This is a genomic window from Agrobacterium sp. CFBP2214 (genome assembly GCF_030209895.1).
Lineage (GTDB): Bacteria > Pseudomonadota > Alphaproteobacteria > Rhizobiales > Rhizobiaceae > Agrobacterium > Agrobacterium radiobacter.
Map to the genome: position 1 here is coordinate 604,970 of NZ_JARVRC010000006.1, position 18,784 is coordinate 623,753.

General features: G+C 59.2%; 13 protein-coding genes. 11 read left to right on the forward strand and 2 right to left on the reverse strand.

The genetic code is table 11. The annotated features are described in order from the left end of the window. Positions 1–52: 52 nt before the first annotated feature. The 7 genes from QRN60_RS18460 (at position 53) to QRN60_RS18490 (ending at position 11,809) form a co-directional block, all read left to right on the forward strand. Positions 53–3,379, forward strand: a complete 3,327-nt coding sequence (locus QRN60_RS18460) for a transglutaminase family protein (protein WP_003506029.1) — start codon at positions 53–55, stop codon at positions 3,377–3,379. A 1-nt stretch (position 3,380) separates the two neighbouring features. Continuing rightward, entirely contained in the window at positions 3,381–5,786 is a 2,406-nt protein-coding gene (locus tag QRN60_RS18465; protein ID WP_129565238.1) for a circularly permuted type 2 ATP-grasp protein, read from the forward strand. 4 nt (positions 5,787–5,790) lie between these two features. Next, positions 5,791–6,669, forward strand: coding sequence for a transglutaminase family protein (locus QRN60_RS18470; RefSeq protein WP_060723102.1), 879 nt, complete (start codon positions 5,791–5,793; stop codon positions 6,667–6,669). 169 nt (positions 6,670–6,838) lie between these two features. Beyond that, positions 6,839–8,077, forward strand: a complete 1,239-nt coding sequence (locus tag QRN60_RS18475) for a vWA domain-containing protein (protein ID WP_112294043.1) — start codon at positions 6,839–6,841, stop codon at positions 8,075–8,077. Between the two features lie 141 nt (positions 8,078–8,218). After that, complete coding sequence (locus tag QRN60_RS18480) at positions 8,219–9,841, forward strand: ABC-F family ATP-binding cassette domain-containing protein (protein WP_003506023.1); 1,623 nt, start codon at positions 8,219–8,221, stop codon at positions 9,839–9,841. Between the two features lie 60 nt (positions 9,842–9,901). Then, positions 9,902–10,912, forward strand: a complete 1,011-nt coding sequence (locus QRN60_RS18485; protein WP_003506021.1) for a 2-hydroxyacid dehydrogenase — start codon at positions 9,902–9,904, stop codon at positions 10,910–10,912. 144 nt (positions 10,913–11,056) lie between these two features. After that, on the forward strand, positions 11,057–11,809 hold the full coding sequence (locus QRN60_RS18490) for a FadR/GntR family transcriptional regulator (RefSeq protein WP_020810734.1): 753 nt from the start codon (positions 11,057–11,059) through the stop codon (positions 11,807–11,809). 55 nt (positions 11,810–11,864) lie between these two features. On the opposite strand, the gene QRN60_RS18495 is transcribed toward QRN60_RS18490, so the two are convergent. Both QRN60_RS18495 and QRN60_RS18500 read right to left on the reverse strand, forming a co-directional pair. Further along, a complete protein-coding gene (locus QRN60_RS18495; protein ID WP_060723098.1) occupies positions 11,865–12,662 on the reverse strand; it encodes a hypothetical protein in 798 nt (265 codons plus the stop codon). A gap of 10 nt (positions 12,663–12,672) precedes the next feature. Further along, on the reverse strand, positions 12,673–14,460 hold the full coding sequence (locus QRN60_RS18500; RefSeq protein ID WP_129565237.1) for a heparinase II/III domain-containing protein: 1,788 nt from the start codon (positions 14,458–14,460) through the stop codon (positions 12,673–12,675). Positions 14,461–14,705: 245 nt separating this feature from the next. Here QRN60_RS18500 and QRN60_RS18505 point away from each other — a divergent pair, with 245 nt between their 5' ends. The 4 genes from QRN60_RS18505 to QRN60_RS18520 are packed head-to-tail and all read left to right on the forward strand — an operon-like array spanning position 14,706 to position 18,781. After that, complete coding sequence (locus QRN60_RS18505; protein WP_236773383.1) at positions 14,706–15,635, forward strand: carbohydrate ABC transporter permease; 930 nt, start codon at positions 14,706–14,708, stop codon at positions 15,633–15,635. Between the two features lie 3 nt (positions 15,636–15,638). Continuing rightward, positions 15,639–16,475 (forward strand): carbohydrate ABC transporter permease, encoded by an 837-nt coding sequence (locus tag QRN60_RS18510; protein ID WP_003506013.1) that lies wholly within the window; start codon positions 15,639–15,641, stop codon positions 16,473–16,475. Between the two features lie 4 nt (positions 16,476–16,479). After that, entirely contained in the window at positions 16,480–17,658 is a 1,179-nt protein-coding gene (locus QRN60_RS18515) for a glycoside hydrolase family 88 protein (RefSeq protein WP_129565235.1), read from the forward strand. Positions 17,659–17,671: 13 nt separating this feature from the next. Then, entirely contained in the window at positions 17,672–18,781 is a 1,110-nt protein-coding gene (locus QRN60_RS18520) for an ABC transporter ATP-binding protein (protein ID WP_112294047.1), read from the forward strand. Positions 18,782–18,784: the final 3 nt, after the last annotated feature.

Here is an 18,784-nt window from a genome sequence, read left to right on the forward strand (position 1 = left end):
TCAGAGGGGCGGACAAACCGCATAAACCGGAAAAACCGGGCAAGGCAGATTAATGGCGATCAAAGCGAGCATTTATCATCTGACGCATTATAAATACGACAACCCGGTTCGCCTTGGACCACAGATCATAAGACTAAAGCCCGCCTCGCACTCCAGAACCCGCGTCATCAGCCATTCGCTCAAGGTTTCACCCTCCAATCACTTCGTGAACCTTCAGCAGGACCCCTACGGCAATTACCTCGCCCGTTTCGTTTTTCCCGAACCGGCCACGGAGTTTAAGATCGAGGTCGATCTTGTCGCCGATATGACGGTTTACAATCCGTTTGATTTCTTCGTGGAGGAAGAAGCGACAAAGTGGCCCTTCGATTATCCGCAGGAATTGCGTGACGATCTCTCCATCTACATGAAGCCGGAACCGACCGGCCCACTGCTCGCCGCCTTCATGGCCACCGTCGACCGCACACCGGGGCAACCGACTGTGGACATGGTCGTTGGCCTCAATGCCCGCCTGCAACAGGAGATCGGCTACGTCATCCGCATGGAACCCGGCGTCCAGACGCCGGAAGAAACGCTTGCCTCCGGCAAGGGGTCGTGCCGCGATACCAGCTGGCTGCTCGTGCAGGTTCTGAGGCACCTTGGCCTCGCCTCCCGCTTCGTGTCGGGATACCTCATCCAGCTGACACCAGACCTCAAGGCGCTGGACGGCCCATCCGGCACCGAGGTGGATTTCACCGATCTTCACGCCTGGGCGGAAGTCTATATGCCCGGCGCAGGCTGGATCGGCCTCGACCCCACCTCAGGTCTTCTGACCGGCGAAAGCCATATTCCGCTGGCGGCAACGCCACATTATCGCAATGCCGCACCGATTTCCGGCGGCTATTTCGGCCATGCCAACACGGAATTCGCCTTCGATATGCAGGTCCGCCGGGTTGCCGAAACGCCGCGCATCACCAAACCTTTTTCGGATGAAAGCTGGGAGGAACTCAATGCGCTCGGCCAGGAGGTCGACGAGGTTCTGAATAGCCATGATGTCCGGCTGACGATGGGCGGCGAGCCGACCTTTGTTTCCATCGACGATTTCGAATCCGACGAGTGGAACACCGGCGCGGTCGGGCCGACGAAGCGTGAAAAGGCCGACGCCCTGATCCGCCGCCTGCGTGAGCGTTTCGCACCGGGCGGCTTTTTGCATTACGGACAGGGAAAATGGTATCCGGGCGAAAGCCTGCCCCGCTGGACCTTCTCGCTCTATTGGCGAAAGGACGGCCTGCCGATCTGGCAGAACCCGGCGCTGATCGCCGAAGAGGGCGCCAATACGGGCGTCAGGGCGGAGGATGCGCAGAAATTGCTGGACGGCATAGCCAACCACCTCGGCATCGAGCCGGAACTGGTGCTGCCGGCCTATGAGGATCCAGCCGAATGGATCATCAAGGAAGGCAGCCTTCCCGACAATGTCGACCCGTCCAATTCCAAACTGAAAGATCCGGAAGAGCGAAACCGCATTGCCCGCGTCTTCGAGCGGGGACTGACGACACCGACCGGCTATATTCTTCCCGTTCAGGCGTGGAATGCACGCGCCGCCGGCAAGCGCTGGATCAGCGAAAAATGGAAAACACGACGCGGTAAAATATTCCTCGTTCCCGGTGATAGCCCGGTGGGTTACCGCTTGCCGCTCGGCACCCTGCCTCATGTGCCGCCATCCGCCTATCCCTATATTCATGAGGCCGACCCTTCGATCCCGAGAGGTCCGCTTCCCGATGTCCTGACGCCATCGGGCCGCGCCATGCCTGAGGCTTCCTTCCAGGCGAGCGAGGGGGCGGGACAGGAGCGCATAGAGCAGACGCTCGGCGAAATCGGCGGCGCGGTGCGCACTGCCCTGTCCGTCGAGCCGCGCGATGGCCGGCTCTGCGTCTTCATGCCACCGGTCGAGCGCATCGAGGATTATCTGGAACTGATCGCCGCTGCGGAAGCGGCAGCAGCCAATCTTGGATTACCCGTCCATATCGAAGGTTATGCGCCGCCCCATGACGAGCGTATCAATGTCATCCGCGTCGCGCCCGATCCCGGTGTCATCGAAGTCAACATCCACCCCGCCGCGGGCTGGAAGGACTGTGTCGATATCACCACCGCCGTTTATGAAGAAGCGCGCCAGTCGCGTCTCGGCGCCGACAAGTTCATGATCGACGGCCGCCACACCGGCACCGGCGGTGGCAACCATGTGGTCGTGGGCGGCGCTAACCCCAATGACAGCCCTTTCCTGCGCCGTCCTGACCTTCTGAAGAGTCTCGTCCTGCACTGGCAGCGACATCCGTCGCTCTCCTACCTCTTTTCCGGCCTGTTCATCGGCCCGACAAGCCAGGCGCCGCGCATCGACGAGGCGCGCCATGACAGTCTCTACGAGCTGGAAATCGCGATTGCGCAGGTGCCCGCACCCGGCGAGGGCGTGCCGCCGCTGCCGTGGCTGGTCGACCGCCTGTTCCGCAACCTGCTGACAGACGTGACGGGCAATACTCACCGCGCCGAAATCTGCATCGACAAGCTGTTTTCGCCTGACGGGCCGACCGGCCGCCTCGGCCTTGTGGAATTCCGCGGCTTTGAAATGCCGCCGAACGCACGCATGTCGCTTGCCCAGCAATTGCTGGTGCGTGCCCTCATTGCCCGCTTCTGGAAAAACCCGGTCGCCGGCAAATTCGTGCGCTGGGGCACAGCGCTCGCCGATCGTTTCATGCTGCCGCATCATATCTGGGCGGATTTTCTGGATGTGCTCGCCGATCTCAGGGAAAACGGCTTCGACGTGAAACCGGAATGGTTCACCGCCCAGCAGGAGTTCCGTTTCCCCTTCTTCGGCGAGGTGGAATATGAGGGCGCGAAGCTGGAACTGCGCCAGGCGCTGGAACCCTGGCATGTGATGGGCGAACAGGGCGCCATTGGCGGCACCGTGCGTTTTGTCGACAGCTCCGTCGAGCGCCTGCAGGTGCGGCTGGAGACCTCCAATCCCGCCCGCTACACCGTGGCGTGCAACGGCCGCGCCGTTCCGCTGACGCCGACGGAAAACCGCAGCGTTGCGGTGGCCGGCGTCCGCTTCAAGGCATGGCAGCCCGCCTCCGGCCTGCATCCCGTTCTGCCCGTCAATTCACCCTTGACCTTTGACATTTATGATACATGGTCGAGGCGATCGATCGGCGGATGCATCTACCATGTTGCTCATCCGGGCGGGCGCAATTACGAGACCTTTCCCGTCAACGGCAATGAGGCCGAGGCACGCCGCCTCGCCCGTTTCGAACCATGGGGGCATACGGCAGGGCAATATCCGCTACAGGCGGAAACCGTGTCGCCAGAATTTCCGCTGACGCTCGATCTGCGTCGGCCTTACGGAGTGTAAATTGTCCAAAGCCCCGGCAACGGAACGCAAAACGGAAACGAGCGCGCAACCGCGCGGGCTTGAATATTCCCCCTTGCCGGGCGTCGCTGACGAAATGCTCGATACCAACGGCAAGGTGAGGCCGGTCTGGAAAAACCTGCTCGATGCCCTGTCGCGCATGTCTGAACGGGAACTGCACGAGCGTTTTGCCCGCACAGACCGTTATCTGCGCGATGCCGGCGTGTTCTACCGCGATTACGGCAAGGGCAGCAGCGAAAGAAACTGGCCGATCTCCCATATTCCCGTGCTGATCGACGACAGGGAATGGGCCGTCCTTTCCGAAGGGCTGAAACAACGCGCCGATCTTCTGGAAGCCATGGTCGCCGATTTCTACGGCGAAAACCGGTTGGTGAAGGAAGGTTACGTGCCGCCGGCACTGATCGCTTCCAATCCGGAATATCTGCGGCCCATGGTCGGCGTAAAACCGGCAAGCGGCCATTATCTGCATTTCTGCTCGTTTGAAATCGGCCGCGGCCCCGATGGAAACTGGTGGGTGCTGGCCGACCGGACGCAGGCGCCTTCCGGTGCGGGTTTCGCGCTTGAAAACCGGGTGGCGACCACCCGCGCATTGTCCGACATCTACGCGGAAACCCATGTGCACCGTCTGGCGTCGTTTTTCGGCGCTTTCCGCGATACGCTGCAGGCGCACCGGAAACACCCTGACGACCGCATCGCGGTGCTGACGCCCGGCCCCGCCAACGAGACCTATTTCGAACACGCCTATATCGCCCGTTATCTCGGCTTCATGCTGCTGGAGGGCGAGGACCTCTCCGTCGTCAACGGCCGCGTCATGGTCAGAACCGTGGCGGGGCTCAAACCCGTCGGCGTTCTCTGGCGGCGTCTGGACGCTTCCTATTCCGATCCGCTGGAACTCAACCAGCAATCCCATATCGGCACGCCGGGCATGGTGCAGGCGCTGCGCAATGAAGCGCTGACCATCGTCAACGCACTTGGCAGCGGCATTCTCGAAACGCGGGCGCTGCTCGCCTTCATGCCGCGCATCTGCCGCCACATTCTGGGCGAGGAACTGAAGCTGCCCTCCATCGCCACCTGGTGGTGCGGGCAGGAGGCCGAGCGCCGCCATGTTGCCGGCAATATCGAAGGCATGGTCATCGGCCCGGCCTATTCGCGGATGCCTTTCTTTGACGATAACGGCCAATCCGTGCTCGGCTCTTCGCTGCGGGAAACGGCAAAGGAATCGATCAGCGACTGGCTTGCCTCCGACGGCCACAGGCTGGTCGGGCAGGAAGTGGTAAAGCTTTCAACCACCCCGGCCTATATCGGCAACAAGCTCGTGCCGCGCCCGATGAGCCTTCGCGTTTTTGCCGCCCGCACCCAGGATGGCTGGCAGATCATGCCGGGTGGCTTCGCACGGATTGGAAGCGGCGACGACGTTTCCGCAATCGCCATGCAATCTGGCGGAAGCGCGGCGGATGTCTGGATCGTCAGCGACAAGCCGGTGGAACGCACCACGCTTCTGCCCGCAGAGGAGAGCTTCACCCGCAACATGCCCGGAAGCCTGCCAAGCCGTGCGGCCGACAATCTCTTCTGGCTTGGCCGTTATATCGAACGCTCGGAAGGCGCCCTGCGCATCCTGCGCGCCTGGCATGGACGTTATGCCGAATCCGCTGATCCACGCCAGCCGCTGCTCGCCCATGTGACGCATTATCTCGAAGCGCTGGACGTGGAGATGAACGATGCCGTGCCGGAAAGCCTGTTGAACAACATCAACAGCGCGCTTTATTCCGCCAGCAATATCCGCGACCGCTTTTCGCCTGACGGATGGCTGGCGCTGAACGATCTTGCCAAGACTGCCCGCCGCTTCCACGCGAAAGTGGCCCCCGGCGATGATGCCACCCATGCCATGACGATCCTCTTGCGCAAACTTGCGGGCTTTGCCGGTCTCGTGCACGAAAACATGTATCGCTTTACCGGCTGGCGTTTCCTGTCGATCGGCCGTTATCTCGAACGTGGCCTGCATATGACACGTCTTCTCGGCCATATGACCGGCCCGGATGCGCCTGACGGTTCCTATGACATGCTGCTCGAAATCGGTGACAGCGTCATGACCCATCGCCGCCGCTACAATGTCAGCACGGCCGGCCTGACCGTGACCGATCTTCTGGCGCTCGACCCGCTCAATCCCCGTTCGATCCTGTTCCAGCTGAACGAGATCCGCACCGAGGTGGAGCAGCTTCCGAACGCCTTCGTCAATGGCCAGATGTCGCCCTTCTACCGCGAGGCGATGCGCCTGCATTCCGGGCTGGCGGTCATGACGCCTGAAAACATGAACGGCGCGATCTATCGTCAGCTCGAAACCGATATGGAACATCTCTCCGATGTTCTTGCCCGAACCTATCTCGGATAATCCTATGCTCTACGACCTTTCCCTGCATATGGGTTACACCTACGACACACCGGCCCACGGCGCGCGCCACATCATCCGCGTTCTGCCGCTCTCCATTCCCGGCCGGCAGCGGCTTGTCGCCGGTTCCATCGATGTTTCGCCGACGCCGGAAGAACGTGTCGCCTTCGATGATTTCTTTCATCAATCGGCGACCTCGGTGCATCTGCGCGCGCCGCATGAAAAACTCGACATCCGCATGCAGGCCCGCGTGATGGTGGAGGCACCGGCGCTGACAGCGGATTTCTCTCCAGAACTTTACCGCCTGCCGCAGGAGCTTGCCGATGTCTGGTCGCTCGATTCCCAGTCGCCGCACCATTTCATTGGCGCGAGCCCGAGGATTGGAATGGACGCGGCGATATCCGCCTATGCCCGGGAGCTGCTGAAACCCGGAATGACCATTCGCGAAATCGCGCGCTCTCTATGCAAACGCATCCACAGGGATTTCACCTATGATGGCGAGGCGACGACGGTGGATACGACGCCATCGGAAGCCTTCAAGCTGAAGCGCGGCGTGTGCCAGGATTTTTCGCATATCATGATCATGGCGCTGCGCAGCCTCGGCATTCCCGCCGGATATGTCAGCGGCTTCCTGCGTACCATTCCTCCACCGGGCAAGGAACGGCTGGAAGGCGCCGATGCCATGCATGCCTGGGTTCGCATCTGGTGCGGCGAGGCAGCCGGTTATCTGGAGCTCGATCCCACCAATGATATCGTCGCGGGAAGCGACCACATCGTCGTCGGTTATGGCCGGGATTATTCCGATGTCGCCCCGGTCATCGGTGTCTTGAAGAGCTATGGCAACCAGCAGATAAAACAGGCCGTCGACGTCATCCCCGTCCAGTAATGATACGATGTGTATTATTGCGGCCATCGCGCGAAACAATTCTTGAAAATACTTTGAAAACTGCACCAAATTGAACGCTGCGTAAAATTGAACCGATCACGTTAGCGGATTCTACATCGTTTGCGGGTTTCCTGCGCTCAATCGAATATTCTAATCGGTGAGCACCACTATGACCGCCTCCGCACCTCACAAATTGAAGCGCCGTTTCCTTGCCGATAAGAGCGGCAATTTCGGCATGATGACGGCCATTCTGCTGCCGGTCCTGCTGGGTTTTGCCGGCGCCGGCATGGAGTTGGCGAATGTGATGCAGGTGAAAGCCGATCTGCAGAATACCGCGGATTCTGCAGCCCTTGCGGCGGCGACCGAGGCCCGTTTGAAAATGGGCGACCTGACGGACGAGCAGATCAGGGCAATCGCCAAGAACTTCATTGCGGCCCAGATGGAAAAGAACCTGACCGTGGAAGAGAAAAAGGAACTGGAGCAGAACTCTCCAACCGCTATCACGACGACGGAAAATGCCCGCGGCAAGACCTACACCGTCGAGACGACGATCAACCACCGGGTACAGCTCAACCCACTGCTGGGGTTCATTGGCGCAAAAACACTCGATCTTTCGGTAACCGGTACCGCAAAGAGCACCGTCAACAAGGGCGCACCGATCTCCATGTATCTGGCGCTTGACCGTTCCGGTTCGATGTCATTCAAGACGGATACCATCGATACGAAAAAAACGTCATGCCAGAACTATACGGCTGACAACTGGATCAAATATCCCAATCTGGGCAAGACATCGCCCTGCTATGTCAACAAGGCCACATCGCTCAAAACCGCCGTCGGGTTCCTGGTCGCGACGTTGAACAAGGCCGATCCGACCTATACCGCCAACGGCGGTTCCGAGCTCGTTCGCACGGGTGCGTCGGTCTATACCCATGAGACCTATACCGCGCAGACCATCAGCTGGGGCACCAGCAGCGTTGCCAGCTATGTCGACAAACAAATCCCGGAATTTCCGTCCGGCGGCACCGACGCCCGCAGCAGCCTGAACGCCGCATATAACGCCCTTAAAAAAGCCAACCCGGATGAAGCGAAAGCACATAAAACGAAGGGGAGTGAATCCTTCGAGCGCTATATCGTTCTCATGACCGACGGTGAAATGACGGGAAACAGCGCCGCGTGGAATTCGAGCATCGACCAGTCGGTACGCACCACCTGCGAGACTGCCAAGAAAGATGGGATCAAGATTTTCAGCGTCGCTTTCATGGCGCCGGACAAGGGTAAGTCGCTGCTGCAATATTGCGCATCCAGCATCGACAATTATTACGCCCCTGAAAACATGGAGCAGATCGTCACCGCATTTGGTGAAATCGCCCGCAAGGCAGCCGGCAGCATGGCCACGCTGACCAACTGACAAGCGCACAAGGAAATCCCCGGGGCGATATTGCTTCGGGGCTGATGTTGCCAGACTGCATGGCTGGCAAGACACGCACGGCAGGTGACAGCGGCGGCGGCCCGTGGCATAGGAGGGCCGCTCCCATTCACAGGCCCTGTCATGATCCGCATCGAAAATATCAGCAAGTCGAACAGTCACCGCATTCTCTACATCGAGGCCTCCGCCGCGCTCAATCGCGGCGAGAAGATCGGTCTTGTCGGTCCGAACGGCGCCGGAAAGACCACGCTGTTCCGGATGATAACGGGTGAAGAGCAGCCCGATGAGGGCCAGGTCGTTGTCGAGAAGGGCATGACGGTCGGTTATTTCGATCAGGATGTCGGTGAAATGTCCGGCCGCTCTGCCGTCGCCGAAGTCATGGAAGGCGCAGGCCCGGTCAGTGAAGTGGCAGCCGAACTTCGCGAATTGGAAGCAGCCATGTCCGATCCCGACCGGATGGACGAGATGGACGCCATCATCGAACGCTACGGCGAAGTGCAGGCGCGTTATGAGGAGCTGGACGGCTACGCACTGGAAGGCCGCGCCCGCGAGGTGCTGGACGGGCTGAGCTTCAGCCAGGAGATGATGGACGGCGATGTTTCCAAGCTTTCCGGCGGCTGGAAGATGCGCGTGGCGCTTGCCCGCATTCTTCTGATGCGCCCGGATGTGATGCTGCTCGACGAACCCTCGAACCATCTCGATCTTGAAAGCCTGATCTGGCTCGAGGACTTCCTGAAGAATTATGACGGCGCGCTGCTGATGACCTCGCATGACCGCGAATTCATGAACCGCATCGTCACCAAGATCATCGAAATCGATGCCGGCAACCTCACCACCTATTCCGGTGATTACGGCTTTTACGAACAGCAGCGCGCGCAGAACGAAAAGCAGCAGCAGGCGCAGTTCGAACGCCAGCAGGCCATGCTCGCCAAGGAAATCAAGTTCATCGAACGCTTCAAGGCCCGCGCTTCTCACGCTTCGCAGGTGCAGAGCCGTGTGAAGAAACTCGAGAAGATCGACCGCGTCGAGCCGCCAAAACGGCGTCAGACAGTTGCTTTCGAATTCGCGCCGGCGCCTCGCTCCGGCGAGGATGTCGTGGCGCTGAAGAAGGTCAACAAGGCCTATGGCAGCCGCACGATCTATGGTGAGCTGGACTTCATGGTGCGGCGCAAGGAGCGCTGGTGCATCATGGGCGTCAACGGCGCTGGAAAGTCGACGCTGCTGAAACTGGTGACCGGCACGGCGGAACCGGATTCCGGCAATGTCACCCTCGGCGCCAGCGTCAAGCTTGGCTATTTCGCCCAGCATGCCATGGATGTGCTGGATGGCGACAGCACCATTCTCGAATGGCTGGAGGAGCGTTTTCCGAAGGCGGGTCAAGCGCCGTTGCGCGCCCTTGCTGGCTGTTTCGGCTTTTCCGGCGACGACGTGGAAAAACGCTGCCGTGTTCTTTCCGGCGGTGAAAAAGCCCGTCTCGTCATGGCCGCCATGCTGTTCGATCCGCCGAACTTCCTCGTGCTGGACGAGCCGACGAACCACCTTGATCTCGACACCAAGGAAATGCTGATCAAGGCCCTGTCGGGTTATGAAGGCACGATGCTCTTCGTTTCGCACGATCGCCATTTCCTGGCTGCGCTCTCGAACAGGGTGCTAGAACTGACGCCTGATGGTATCCACCAATATGGCGGCGGCTATACCGAATATGTCGAAAGCACGGGACAGGAAGCGCCGGGCCTTCGCAGCTAGGCCACCTGCCGGATCCACCGCCCTGTAACGGCAGCTTTCGTTTGGAGACTGGAGAAACAGATGCGGATCGTGGTCTACAGCGCCAAACCCTATGACAGGCAGTTCCTTGACGCCGCCGCCCGCCCTGGCATGCGGATGCAATATTGCGAAGCACGCCTCTCTCCCGAGACCGTGGCGCTGGCGGAGGGAGCGACGGCGATCTGCGCCTTCGTGAATGACGACCTGTCGCGACCGGTGCTTGAGAAGCTGGCGGAAATGGGTGTTCGGCTCATTGCTCTACGTTGCGCCGGTTTCAATCAGGTCGACCTCGCCACTGCCGAAAAGCTCGGCCTGACCGTTGCGCGCGTCCCGGCCTATTCGCCCTATGCGGTTGCCGAACACACCATGGCGCTCATCCTGTCGCTCAACCGCAAGATTCACCGCGCCTATAACCGTGTCCGTGAAGGAAACTTCGCCCTCGATGGGCTGCTTGGCTTCGATCTTCACGGCAAGACCGTCGGCATTGTGGGTACGGGCAAGATTGGGGCGATTTTCGCGCGCATTGTGGTCGGTTTCGGCTGCCGTCTCGTCGGCCACGATCTCCGGCCAAATCCCGATTGCGAGGCGCTGGGCATGGAATATGTCATGCGCGAGGAACTGTTCCAGACATCGGACATTCTGGCGCTGATGTGCCCACTCACACCGGAGACCCGTCACCTCATTCGCAGGGAGACACTGCCGCTGCTGAAAAAGGGCGTGATGCTCGTCAATACCAGCCGCGGCGCCATCATCGACACGCAGGCCGCGATTGCGGGTCTGAAAGACGGCACGATCGGCAGCCTCGGCATCGATGTCTATGAAGAAGAAGCCGATCTCTTTTTCGAGGACCTTTCCAACGACGTGCTGCGCGATGACGTTTTCGCCCGATTGCTGACCTTCCCCAATGTCCTGGTGACCGGCCATCAGGGCTTCTTCACGCAGGAAGCCCTCACGAACATCGCGGACACCACGATCGGCAATATCGAGAGCTTTTTCAGAACCGGCAGGGCGTTGCATGCCGTTTCCACGGAGCAGTTTGCCGGCCCAGCCTAGCGTCTCCTGCCAGAGTCGGGAAGATTTTAATGCCATCTTGCCCGACTTCTGCAGGAAAGCGGGTAAAATTGGTATGATCATTGAGTTTTATTGAAATTCATCATACATATTTGACAGGCTCCACGCCTGCCTCGATTTTAATGCATGGTGACCGACGTGCCTGAACAGCAAAAACAGCGCAGCAAATCCTCCGGTTCTCTGGTCAGCAGAGTTAGCCTCAGTTTGAGAAACGCGATTGCATCAGGGCAATACGGACCCGGTGACCGCTTGCCCAGCGAAATCGAGATGACGGAAACCCATGGTGTCAGCCGCACCGTTGTGCGCGAGGCGGTCACGGCGCTACGCTGCGACGGGCTGGTGGAAGTTCGCCAGGGGGCAGGCATTTTCGTGCTGAAGCGTGAAAAGGAAGCGTCACCCACGCCCGGTATCGACCGCGCCCGCCTCTCTTCCGATCTGGAAGTGCTGGAAATCAGGACGCCGCTCGAAATCGAAGCGGCGGGGCTCGCCGCCCTTCGCCGCTCGCCATCACAGGAGGAGGCGATTTTCGACTGTCACGCCCGGCTTCTGCAATGTATCGAAGAAAACCGATCCATTCGCGAAGCCGATCTCGCGCTGCATCTGGCCATTGCGGCCGCCACCAACAATCCGCTCTTCACACAGTTTCTCGAACTGCACGGCCAGGCCGTGATTCCACAATCGCGCGTGGTTTCCGAAACCGTGGAGAACGACCAAACAGCTTACCGGCGATTGATCCACAAGGAGCATGAAGCCATCGTCATCGCCATATCCGACCGAAACGAACAGGCCGCGAAGCTTGCGATGCAGGCGCATCTGCGCGGCAGCCAGCACCGCTACCGCGACATGATGCGAGACCTGCGCGGCATCGCGCACAGCTAAGGGATTTCCGGTAAACTGCGTCGTCGCTCTATGCTCTGAAAGGCGCGATCAGGAACTACGGTGCTTCCCGCAGATCCGCACCCCAGACCTCGATCTGCGTCAGTGCGGGAAAGGGCGAAGGATCGTCTGCTTTCTTGAGATCATGGAGACGGATCCACTCCACCCGGCGCGGCACGACCGGAAAACTCTGGGCAGCCCCGGTTTTTTGCAGGGAAAAGCTCGCGCTTTCACCGTCGGAAAAAGTGACGCTCGCCTTTTCCCACCAGGCATCATGGGGGAAATCCGCTCTCAGATAAAAGGTCAGCTGGTCGATGAGGACTGCGCGGCCGAATACGAGCGTCAACGAGGCTTCGGGATCGCGGTTGATGCCCCAGCTGGTATAGGGCCAGAAACCATGACCGGCGCTCGCCTTTTCGCCATCAATGACGTTGCGGGCTGCAAAGGCCGCCTCCCCACGCGTTTCGGTGCTCGCATAGACATGCGGAAACAGCGAGGTGTTTTCATGATCATCAAACGGGTTCAGGGCCAGATTCCTGCGAACTCCAATCTCGCCAGCAAGTGTGCGGCGGGCAGCGATCCGGTGAAGGTTACCGCTGAAGGCCTGCGGCGGATAGGATTTGCGCTTTGCAGCGGAAGGAACAGGCAGGATGAACTCGTTCCCGTGCAAGAAAACCAGCGTCGGCGGCATGCCGGCATCGAGCGCGAGCCAGATGTGGCCTGGCTGCGAGACCGCGACGACAAGCCTGTCTCCCTCGCAATATTCTGCGCGATAGACCAGCAAAGCTTCATCCTCCGCTCCGGCTTCCGCCAGAACATCTCCCGCCGCATTGACGACCTTGAGTGTGAGCTTCATCGGCACTTCCTTAACTGATCGTCAGGCACAGACGTCCGGCTTTGATGGGAATGAGAATGCGATAGATTTCCTGCGACCAGGACTGGCGAAGGCGGGCATCGTTGATTGTTATGGCTTCGATGACAGGTTCTTCTGCGCCTTCGCAGGCTATCTCTCCCAGCCCCGCAAAGACCAGGCCACCCGGCATGAGGGCAGGTTTTTCGGCGACCATCAGCGACAGAACCGCCTCCCGGCCACCCTGATAATCGTCAAGGACTTCCACATGGCGGCCGCGCAGCAGTCGGACACGGCGACGATAATGTTCAACACCCGCGACGCTGGGATAAGCCCCGGCCATATCGAGAGAAAATTCCGCCTCTTCTTCAGAAAACCTGGTCACAAAATCTGCAGCTGCAAACTCTGCCCCGGCGACCTGCATGACGCCGCCGAAAGTCGGCAGATTGTGAAAGGCCGACTGCATCGTCCAGATGTCATAGCGCTGCGGCGAGAAGGTTTTTGCAGTGTAGGTTTCCACCCCGACATCGATGATGAACGGCCTGCCGTTCTTATAAAGCGTGAAGCTGCCGACATCGTTGTGGTTATGGCTCTCGCCATTATTGCCCGCCTTCACGGCAAGATCGAAAACCCCGTCGCGGGCAATCGCCAGACCGATGCCGGGATAGACGATGTCGGTCTTTGCGGGGTCGGCGGCAGTGAGCGCAGACAATTCCTGTGTGGCCAGAACCGCCTGGACACGATACCAGAGGTTCCACTCCTTGTGCATAAGCCGGTCCGGCGAGCGGTTCCAGCAGGCGGTAGCGAAAGTCTGGAGTGACGGCGAAGAAACGGCCTTGCCGAAAAGATATTCCCGCACGCCGGATGTCTCGATCTTCGCCGGCGCATCGGCGAAGTTGAAAAACTTGTCCCCCGCCACATGCATGTTGACGATGAATTCGGCCATGTTGCGAAGCTTCGGCGCATGAAAGAGCGGCGCCATGGAGCCGGGCGCGGAGGTTTCGAGAATGCTCATCGCCCCGAACATACAAAGTGCTGCATGACCGTAATAAAGAACGCCCTCTTCGCAGGCGCCGTCTTCTGCATAATCCTTCTGAAAGGCATCTAGACTCTTGAGCGCCTTTTCGACGACCGAACGTCTCGTCGGCTGGTCAGTGGGAGATAGCATGGTCGAGAGAAGAACATTCTGAGTGATCCAGGCCGTCCAGTTGTTCATCCGCTCGTCACCATTGCCCATCCACCAGAAATGCCGGGCGAGATAAGGCCGCGTGATACGCTGGTCGATCTCGGCGTAGACCCGCGAAACGAGATTTGCATTTGCCCGCGCCAGTTCCGGTGCAAGCATGTGCAGGCACAGCGCCAGATTGGCGCCCGTTTCAGCCGCGAAAAGATCGATTACCGGGTTTTCCCGATCGGGCAGCGGGTCGCGCGGCCCGCCGCGAACATAGGAATTGTGGGCGGGCAATTGCCAGCCGCTTTCCTCGCATATCAGCCAGAGGCCGTCGATGATGGCATCCAGAAAGCGGCCCTGACCCTCGGCGCACTCCCCCAGAACCAATGCATTCAGCTTCTGACGCCGGGAAAAATAGAGCCCTTCGAAACGATCACGATTGCCGCTTCGGCTAAAGTCCCGGTAATCGCCTGCCAGAATGACTGACCAGGGCTCGCCAAGAGCCTGCTCCGCCGCCTCGATGAGCCTGCGGGAAACCGCGCCCGATACTGAAGACTGTATGTTCTGTGCCGTCAACTCCACACCAAAATCGGCGAGCCGATCGGGCAAGAACCGCATCATTTCGACAAACACGCCCTGAACCTCCCGCGCGTTCCATAGTCCGATATGCGGCTCCTATCATACGTATTTTTGAAAAACCAGAAAATTTGTCTGACTTTATGCAAAGTTGTTTGACCAATATCGATATTGTGTTATCCAGAGCGCGGGAGGCGGCAGGGTGAAGACCTTGGCCGTAATGGAAAACGCAGCAGCCGATACCGATGATGCGGTGAAACGGCAGCAATGGGAGGTAGGCTGTGGCAATCGCAACTGCGACCATGTCCGACAAGCAGGCGGCTCCGTATCGCAGGAAAAAAGTCCGCGTCGTTTCCAAGCGGCGACGCAGGATCGAAAATGCGCTCGTCGCGTATTCCTTCATTGCGCCCAATTTTCTCGGTTTTGCGATTTTTACGCTCGGACCAATTATCTTCGCCTTCGCGCTGGCCTTCATGCATTGGGATGGTTCCAATGCGATGCGTTTCGCCGGTCTCGATAATTTCTGGCGGCTTTTCGAGGACCGGGCCTTCATCGCGGCCTTCTGGAACACCGTCATCTATACCGTCGCCTCGGTGCCGGCGACACTCGCCTGCGCACTGGGGCTAGCAATCCTGCTCAACCAGAAAATCCTCGGCCGCAATTTCTTCCGCACGGCGATGTTCTTTCCCTATGTCGCATCGCTGGTCGCCGTGGCCGTCGTCTGGAACATGATTTTCAATCCGGAGATGGGTCCGGTCAACATGCTGCTCTATACGCTCGGCCTCGATCCCGCCGACATGCCGGGATGGGCGGCCGACCGGCATTGGGCCATGGTCACGGTCATTCTCTTCGGTGTGTGGAAGAGCATGGGCTATTACATGGTCATCTATCTCGCCGGGTTGCAGGGCATCAATTCGGAGCTTTATGAAGCAGCAGGGCTGGATGGCGCCAATGCCTGGCAGAAATTCATCCACGTCACCCTGCCCCAGCTTGCGCCGACGACCTTCTTCGTCACCGTCATGCTGACGATCCAGTCCTTCAAGGTTTTCGATCAGGTCTACATGATCACGCAGGGCGGCCCCGGCACCTCGACGCTCGTTCTCGTCTACCACATCTACAATGAGGCCTTCATTTCCTGGGATCTCGGCTATTCCAGCATGATCGCCCTCGTCCTGTTTTTCCTGGTCCTTGTCGTCACCATCGTCCAGTTCAAACGGCAGCGGGAGGATTGATCCATGCGCATCATGGGCCGTAAAATCCCCACCGCGACGATCGGCATCTATCTGACCGTCATCGTCGTCACCATCGTCATGCTTTTGCCCTTCGCATGGATGCTGTCGGCATCGCTGAAGCTCAGCCGTGATGTCTTCGCCTTCCCGATCGAATGGATACCCTCTCAGCCGCGCTGGGAGAACTACGTGGAAATCTGGACGAAGATCCCGCTGGCGCTGTTCATCTACAACACGTCGAAGCTGACGATCATCGTCACGCTGCTGCAATTGCTGACATCGAGCTTTGCGGCCTATGCCTTTGCCAAGCTGCATTTTCCCTACAAGAACACGTTGTTTCTCGGCTATATCGCCACCATCGCCATGCCCTGGCAGGTCTATATGGTGCCGCAATTCCTGCTGATGCGCGAATTCGGCCTCAACAATACCCATCTCGCTTTGATTTTCCTGCAGGCCTTCACTGCCTTTGGCGTCTTCCTGATGCGGCAGTTCTACATGTCGATCCCGAACGAGCTATGCGAGGCGGCCCGCATCGACGGCATGAACGAGTACCAGATCTGGGCGAAGATCATGCTGCCGCTTTCCAAACCGGCGCTTTCCACATTGACGATCTTCACCTTCGTCACAACCTGGAACGATTTTCTCGGGCCGATGATCTATCTCACCAAAACCGAGCTGAAGACCATCCAGATCGGCCTGCGCATGTTCATTTCGCAATATTCGGCCGAATACGGGTTGATCATGGCCGCCTCGGTCGTCGCCCTCATCCCGGTTCTCGTCGTTTTCCTGGCATTGCAGCGCTTCTTCGTCGAAGGCGTCGCTTCCACTGGCCTCAAGGGGTGATTTCATGCTCGATTTGACCACGTCCCTTCCAACCCCGATCACCATAGCGGAAATCGATGCTGCGCTGACGGCCGCCATCGCGCAGGTCAGGCGCAATCTGCCGCAATTCACCTACGCGGCGCAGAACCATTCGAGCGTGAAGAATTTTTACCCGGCAGTCGCCAACGACCAATGGACCGCCGGTTTCTGGCCGGGCCAGATATGGCTCGCCTTCGAACATACCGGCGACAGGACCTTTCAGCATGCGGCGCAAATACAGGTGCAGAGCTTCCTGCACCGTATCGAAAACCGCATCGAGACCGACCATCACGATATGGGTTTTCTCTATTCGCCCTCCTGCATCGCCGCATGGAAACTGGTGGGAGACGAAGACGGCAGGCGCGCGGCGCTTATGGCGGCCGATCAGCTGATGGAGCGGTTCCAGCCCGTCGGGCAATTCATTCAGGCCTGGGGCCGCAGGGACAACCCCAACGAATATCGCTACATCATCGACTGCCTTTTGAACCTGCCGCTGCTTTATTGGGCTAGCCGCGAAACGGGCCGGGAAGACTACCGGACCGTCGCACTCGCCCATGCCCGCACCACACTTGCCCATTCCGTCCGGCCTGACGATTCCACCTATCATACATTTTACATGGACCCGGAAACCGGCGCGCCGGTGCGCGGCGTCACGAAGCAGGGTTATAGCGACGAGAGCTACTGGGCCCGTGGACAGGCCTGGGGCATCGCCGGCATGGCCATCTCCTATCGTTACGAGCGGCTGCCCGCGTATCGCGACACGTTCGAGCGGCTTCTCGCTTTCTATCTCAAACGCCTGCCCGACGATCTCGTGCCCTACTGGGACCTGATCTTTGCCGATGGCGATGGCGATGGAGAGCCGCGCGACAGTTCGGCAGCGGCCATCGTCGCCTGCGGCCTCCTGGAAATGGCGGAGCTGGAGACGCCGGAAAAGGCAGAAGAATACCGCAATCTGGCGAGGCGCATGGTGAAAAGCCTTGCCGATATCTATTCGGTTCGCGATCCCGCGATCTCCAACGGGCAGCTTCTGCACGGCACCTATTCCAAGAAGACGCCCCATAATACCTGCCGGGGCGAAGGCGTCGATGAGTGCGTCTCATGGGGCGATTATTATTATCTGGAAGCGCTGATCCGGCTTTCGCGCAACTGGTCTTCCTATTGGTGAGCGCGAGGAACAGATGGCTAGCATTTCCCTGAAAAAACTCAACAAAACCTTCGGCGCACTCAAGGTCGTTCACGATATCGATCTGGATATTGCCGACAAGGAATTCATTATTCTGGTCGGCCCTTCCGGATGTGGAAAATCCACCACGCTCAGGATGATCGCCGGGCTGGAGGAAATTTCCGGCGGCGAGTTGCGCATCGGCGAAGACGTGATGAATGACGTGCCATCCAAGGATCGCGATATCGCCATGGTGTTCCAGAATTATGCGCTTTATCCGCATATGACCGTCTACAAGAACATGGCCTTCGGCCTGGAACTTAGGAAAGCGCCGCGCGATCTCATCGATACCAAGGTCAAGGAAGCGGCGAAAATTCTCGACATCACCCATCTGCTGAACCGCAAGCCCAAGGCGCTGTCCGGCGGCCAGCGCCAGCGTGTCGCTCTCGGCCGGGCGATGGTGCGCAATCCGGAAGTTTTCCTGCTCGACGAACCGCTTTCCAATCTGGACGCCAAGCTGCGCGGCACCATGCGGTCGGAAATTTCCAAGCTGCACAAGCGGCTGGACGCCACCTTCATTTACGTGACCCATGATCAGGTGGAAGCCATGACCATGGCGGATCGCATCGTGGTGATGAAGGACGGCCATATCCAGCAGGTGGATACGCCGCAAAACCTCTACGACCGGCCGATCAACATGTTCGTCGCGGGCTTCATCGGCGCGCCGCAGATGAACATGCTCCCCGTGACGCTGCGCCGTGACGGCGACCGTTTCACCGCCCTGTTCAACGGTACTCCCCTACCGCTGCCAACCGATATCGATGCCGGGCGTCTGCGACCTTACGAGGGAAAGGACATCATTCTCGGCATCCGACCGGAAAATTTCCACGAATTCGCCCCCGCGGATATCGATGCCAGCAATGTTTCTCCCTTTGCGGCCGCCGTGGAACTGGCGGAGCCAATGGGATCGGAAGTGCATCTCAACCTCGTCTCCGGCGGCAGAAACCTCGTTGCGCGCGTCTCGCCGCGTTTCAGGGCCAAGATCGGTGATCCCGTCGAACTGGTGGCCGATCTGACGAATGCGCAGCTTTTCGATCCTGTGACCGAACGATCGATCCTTTACTGACGC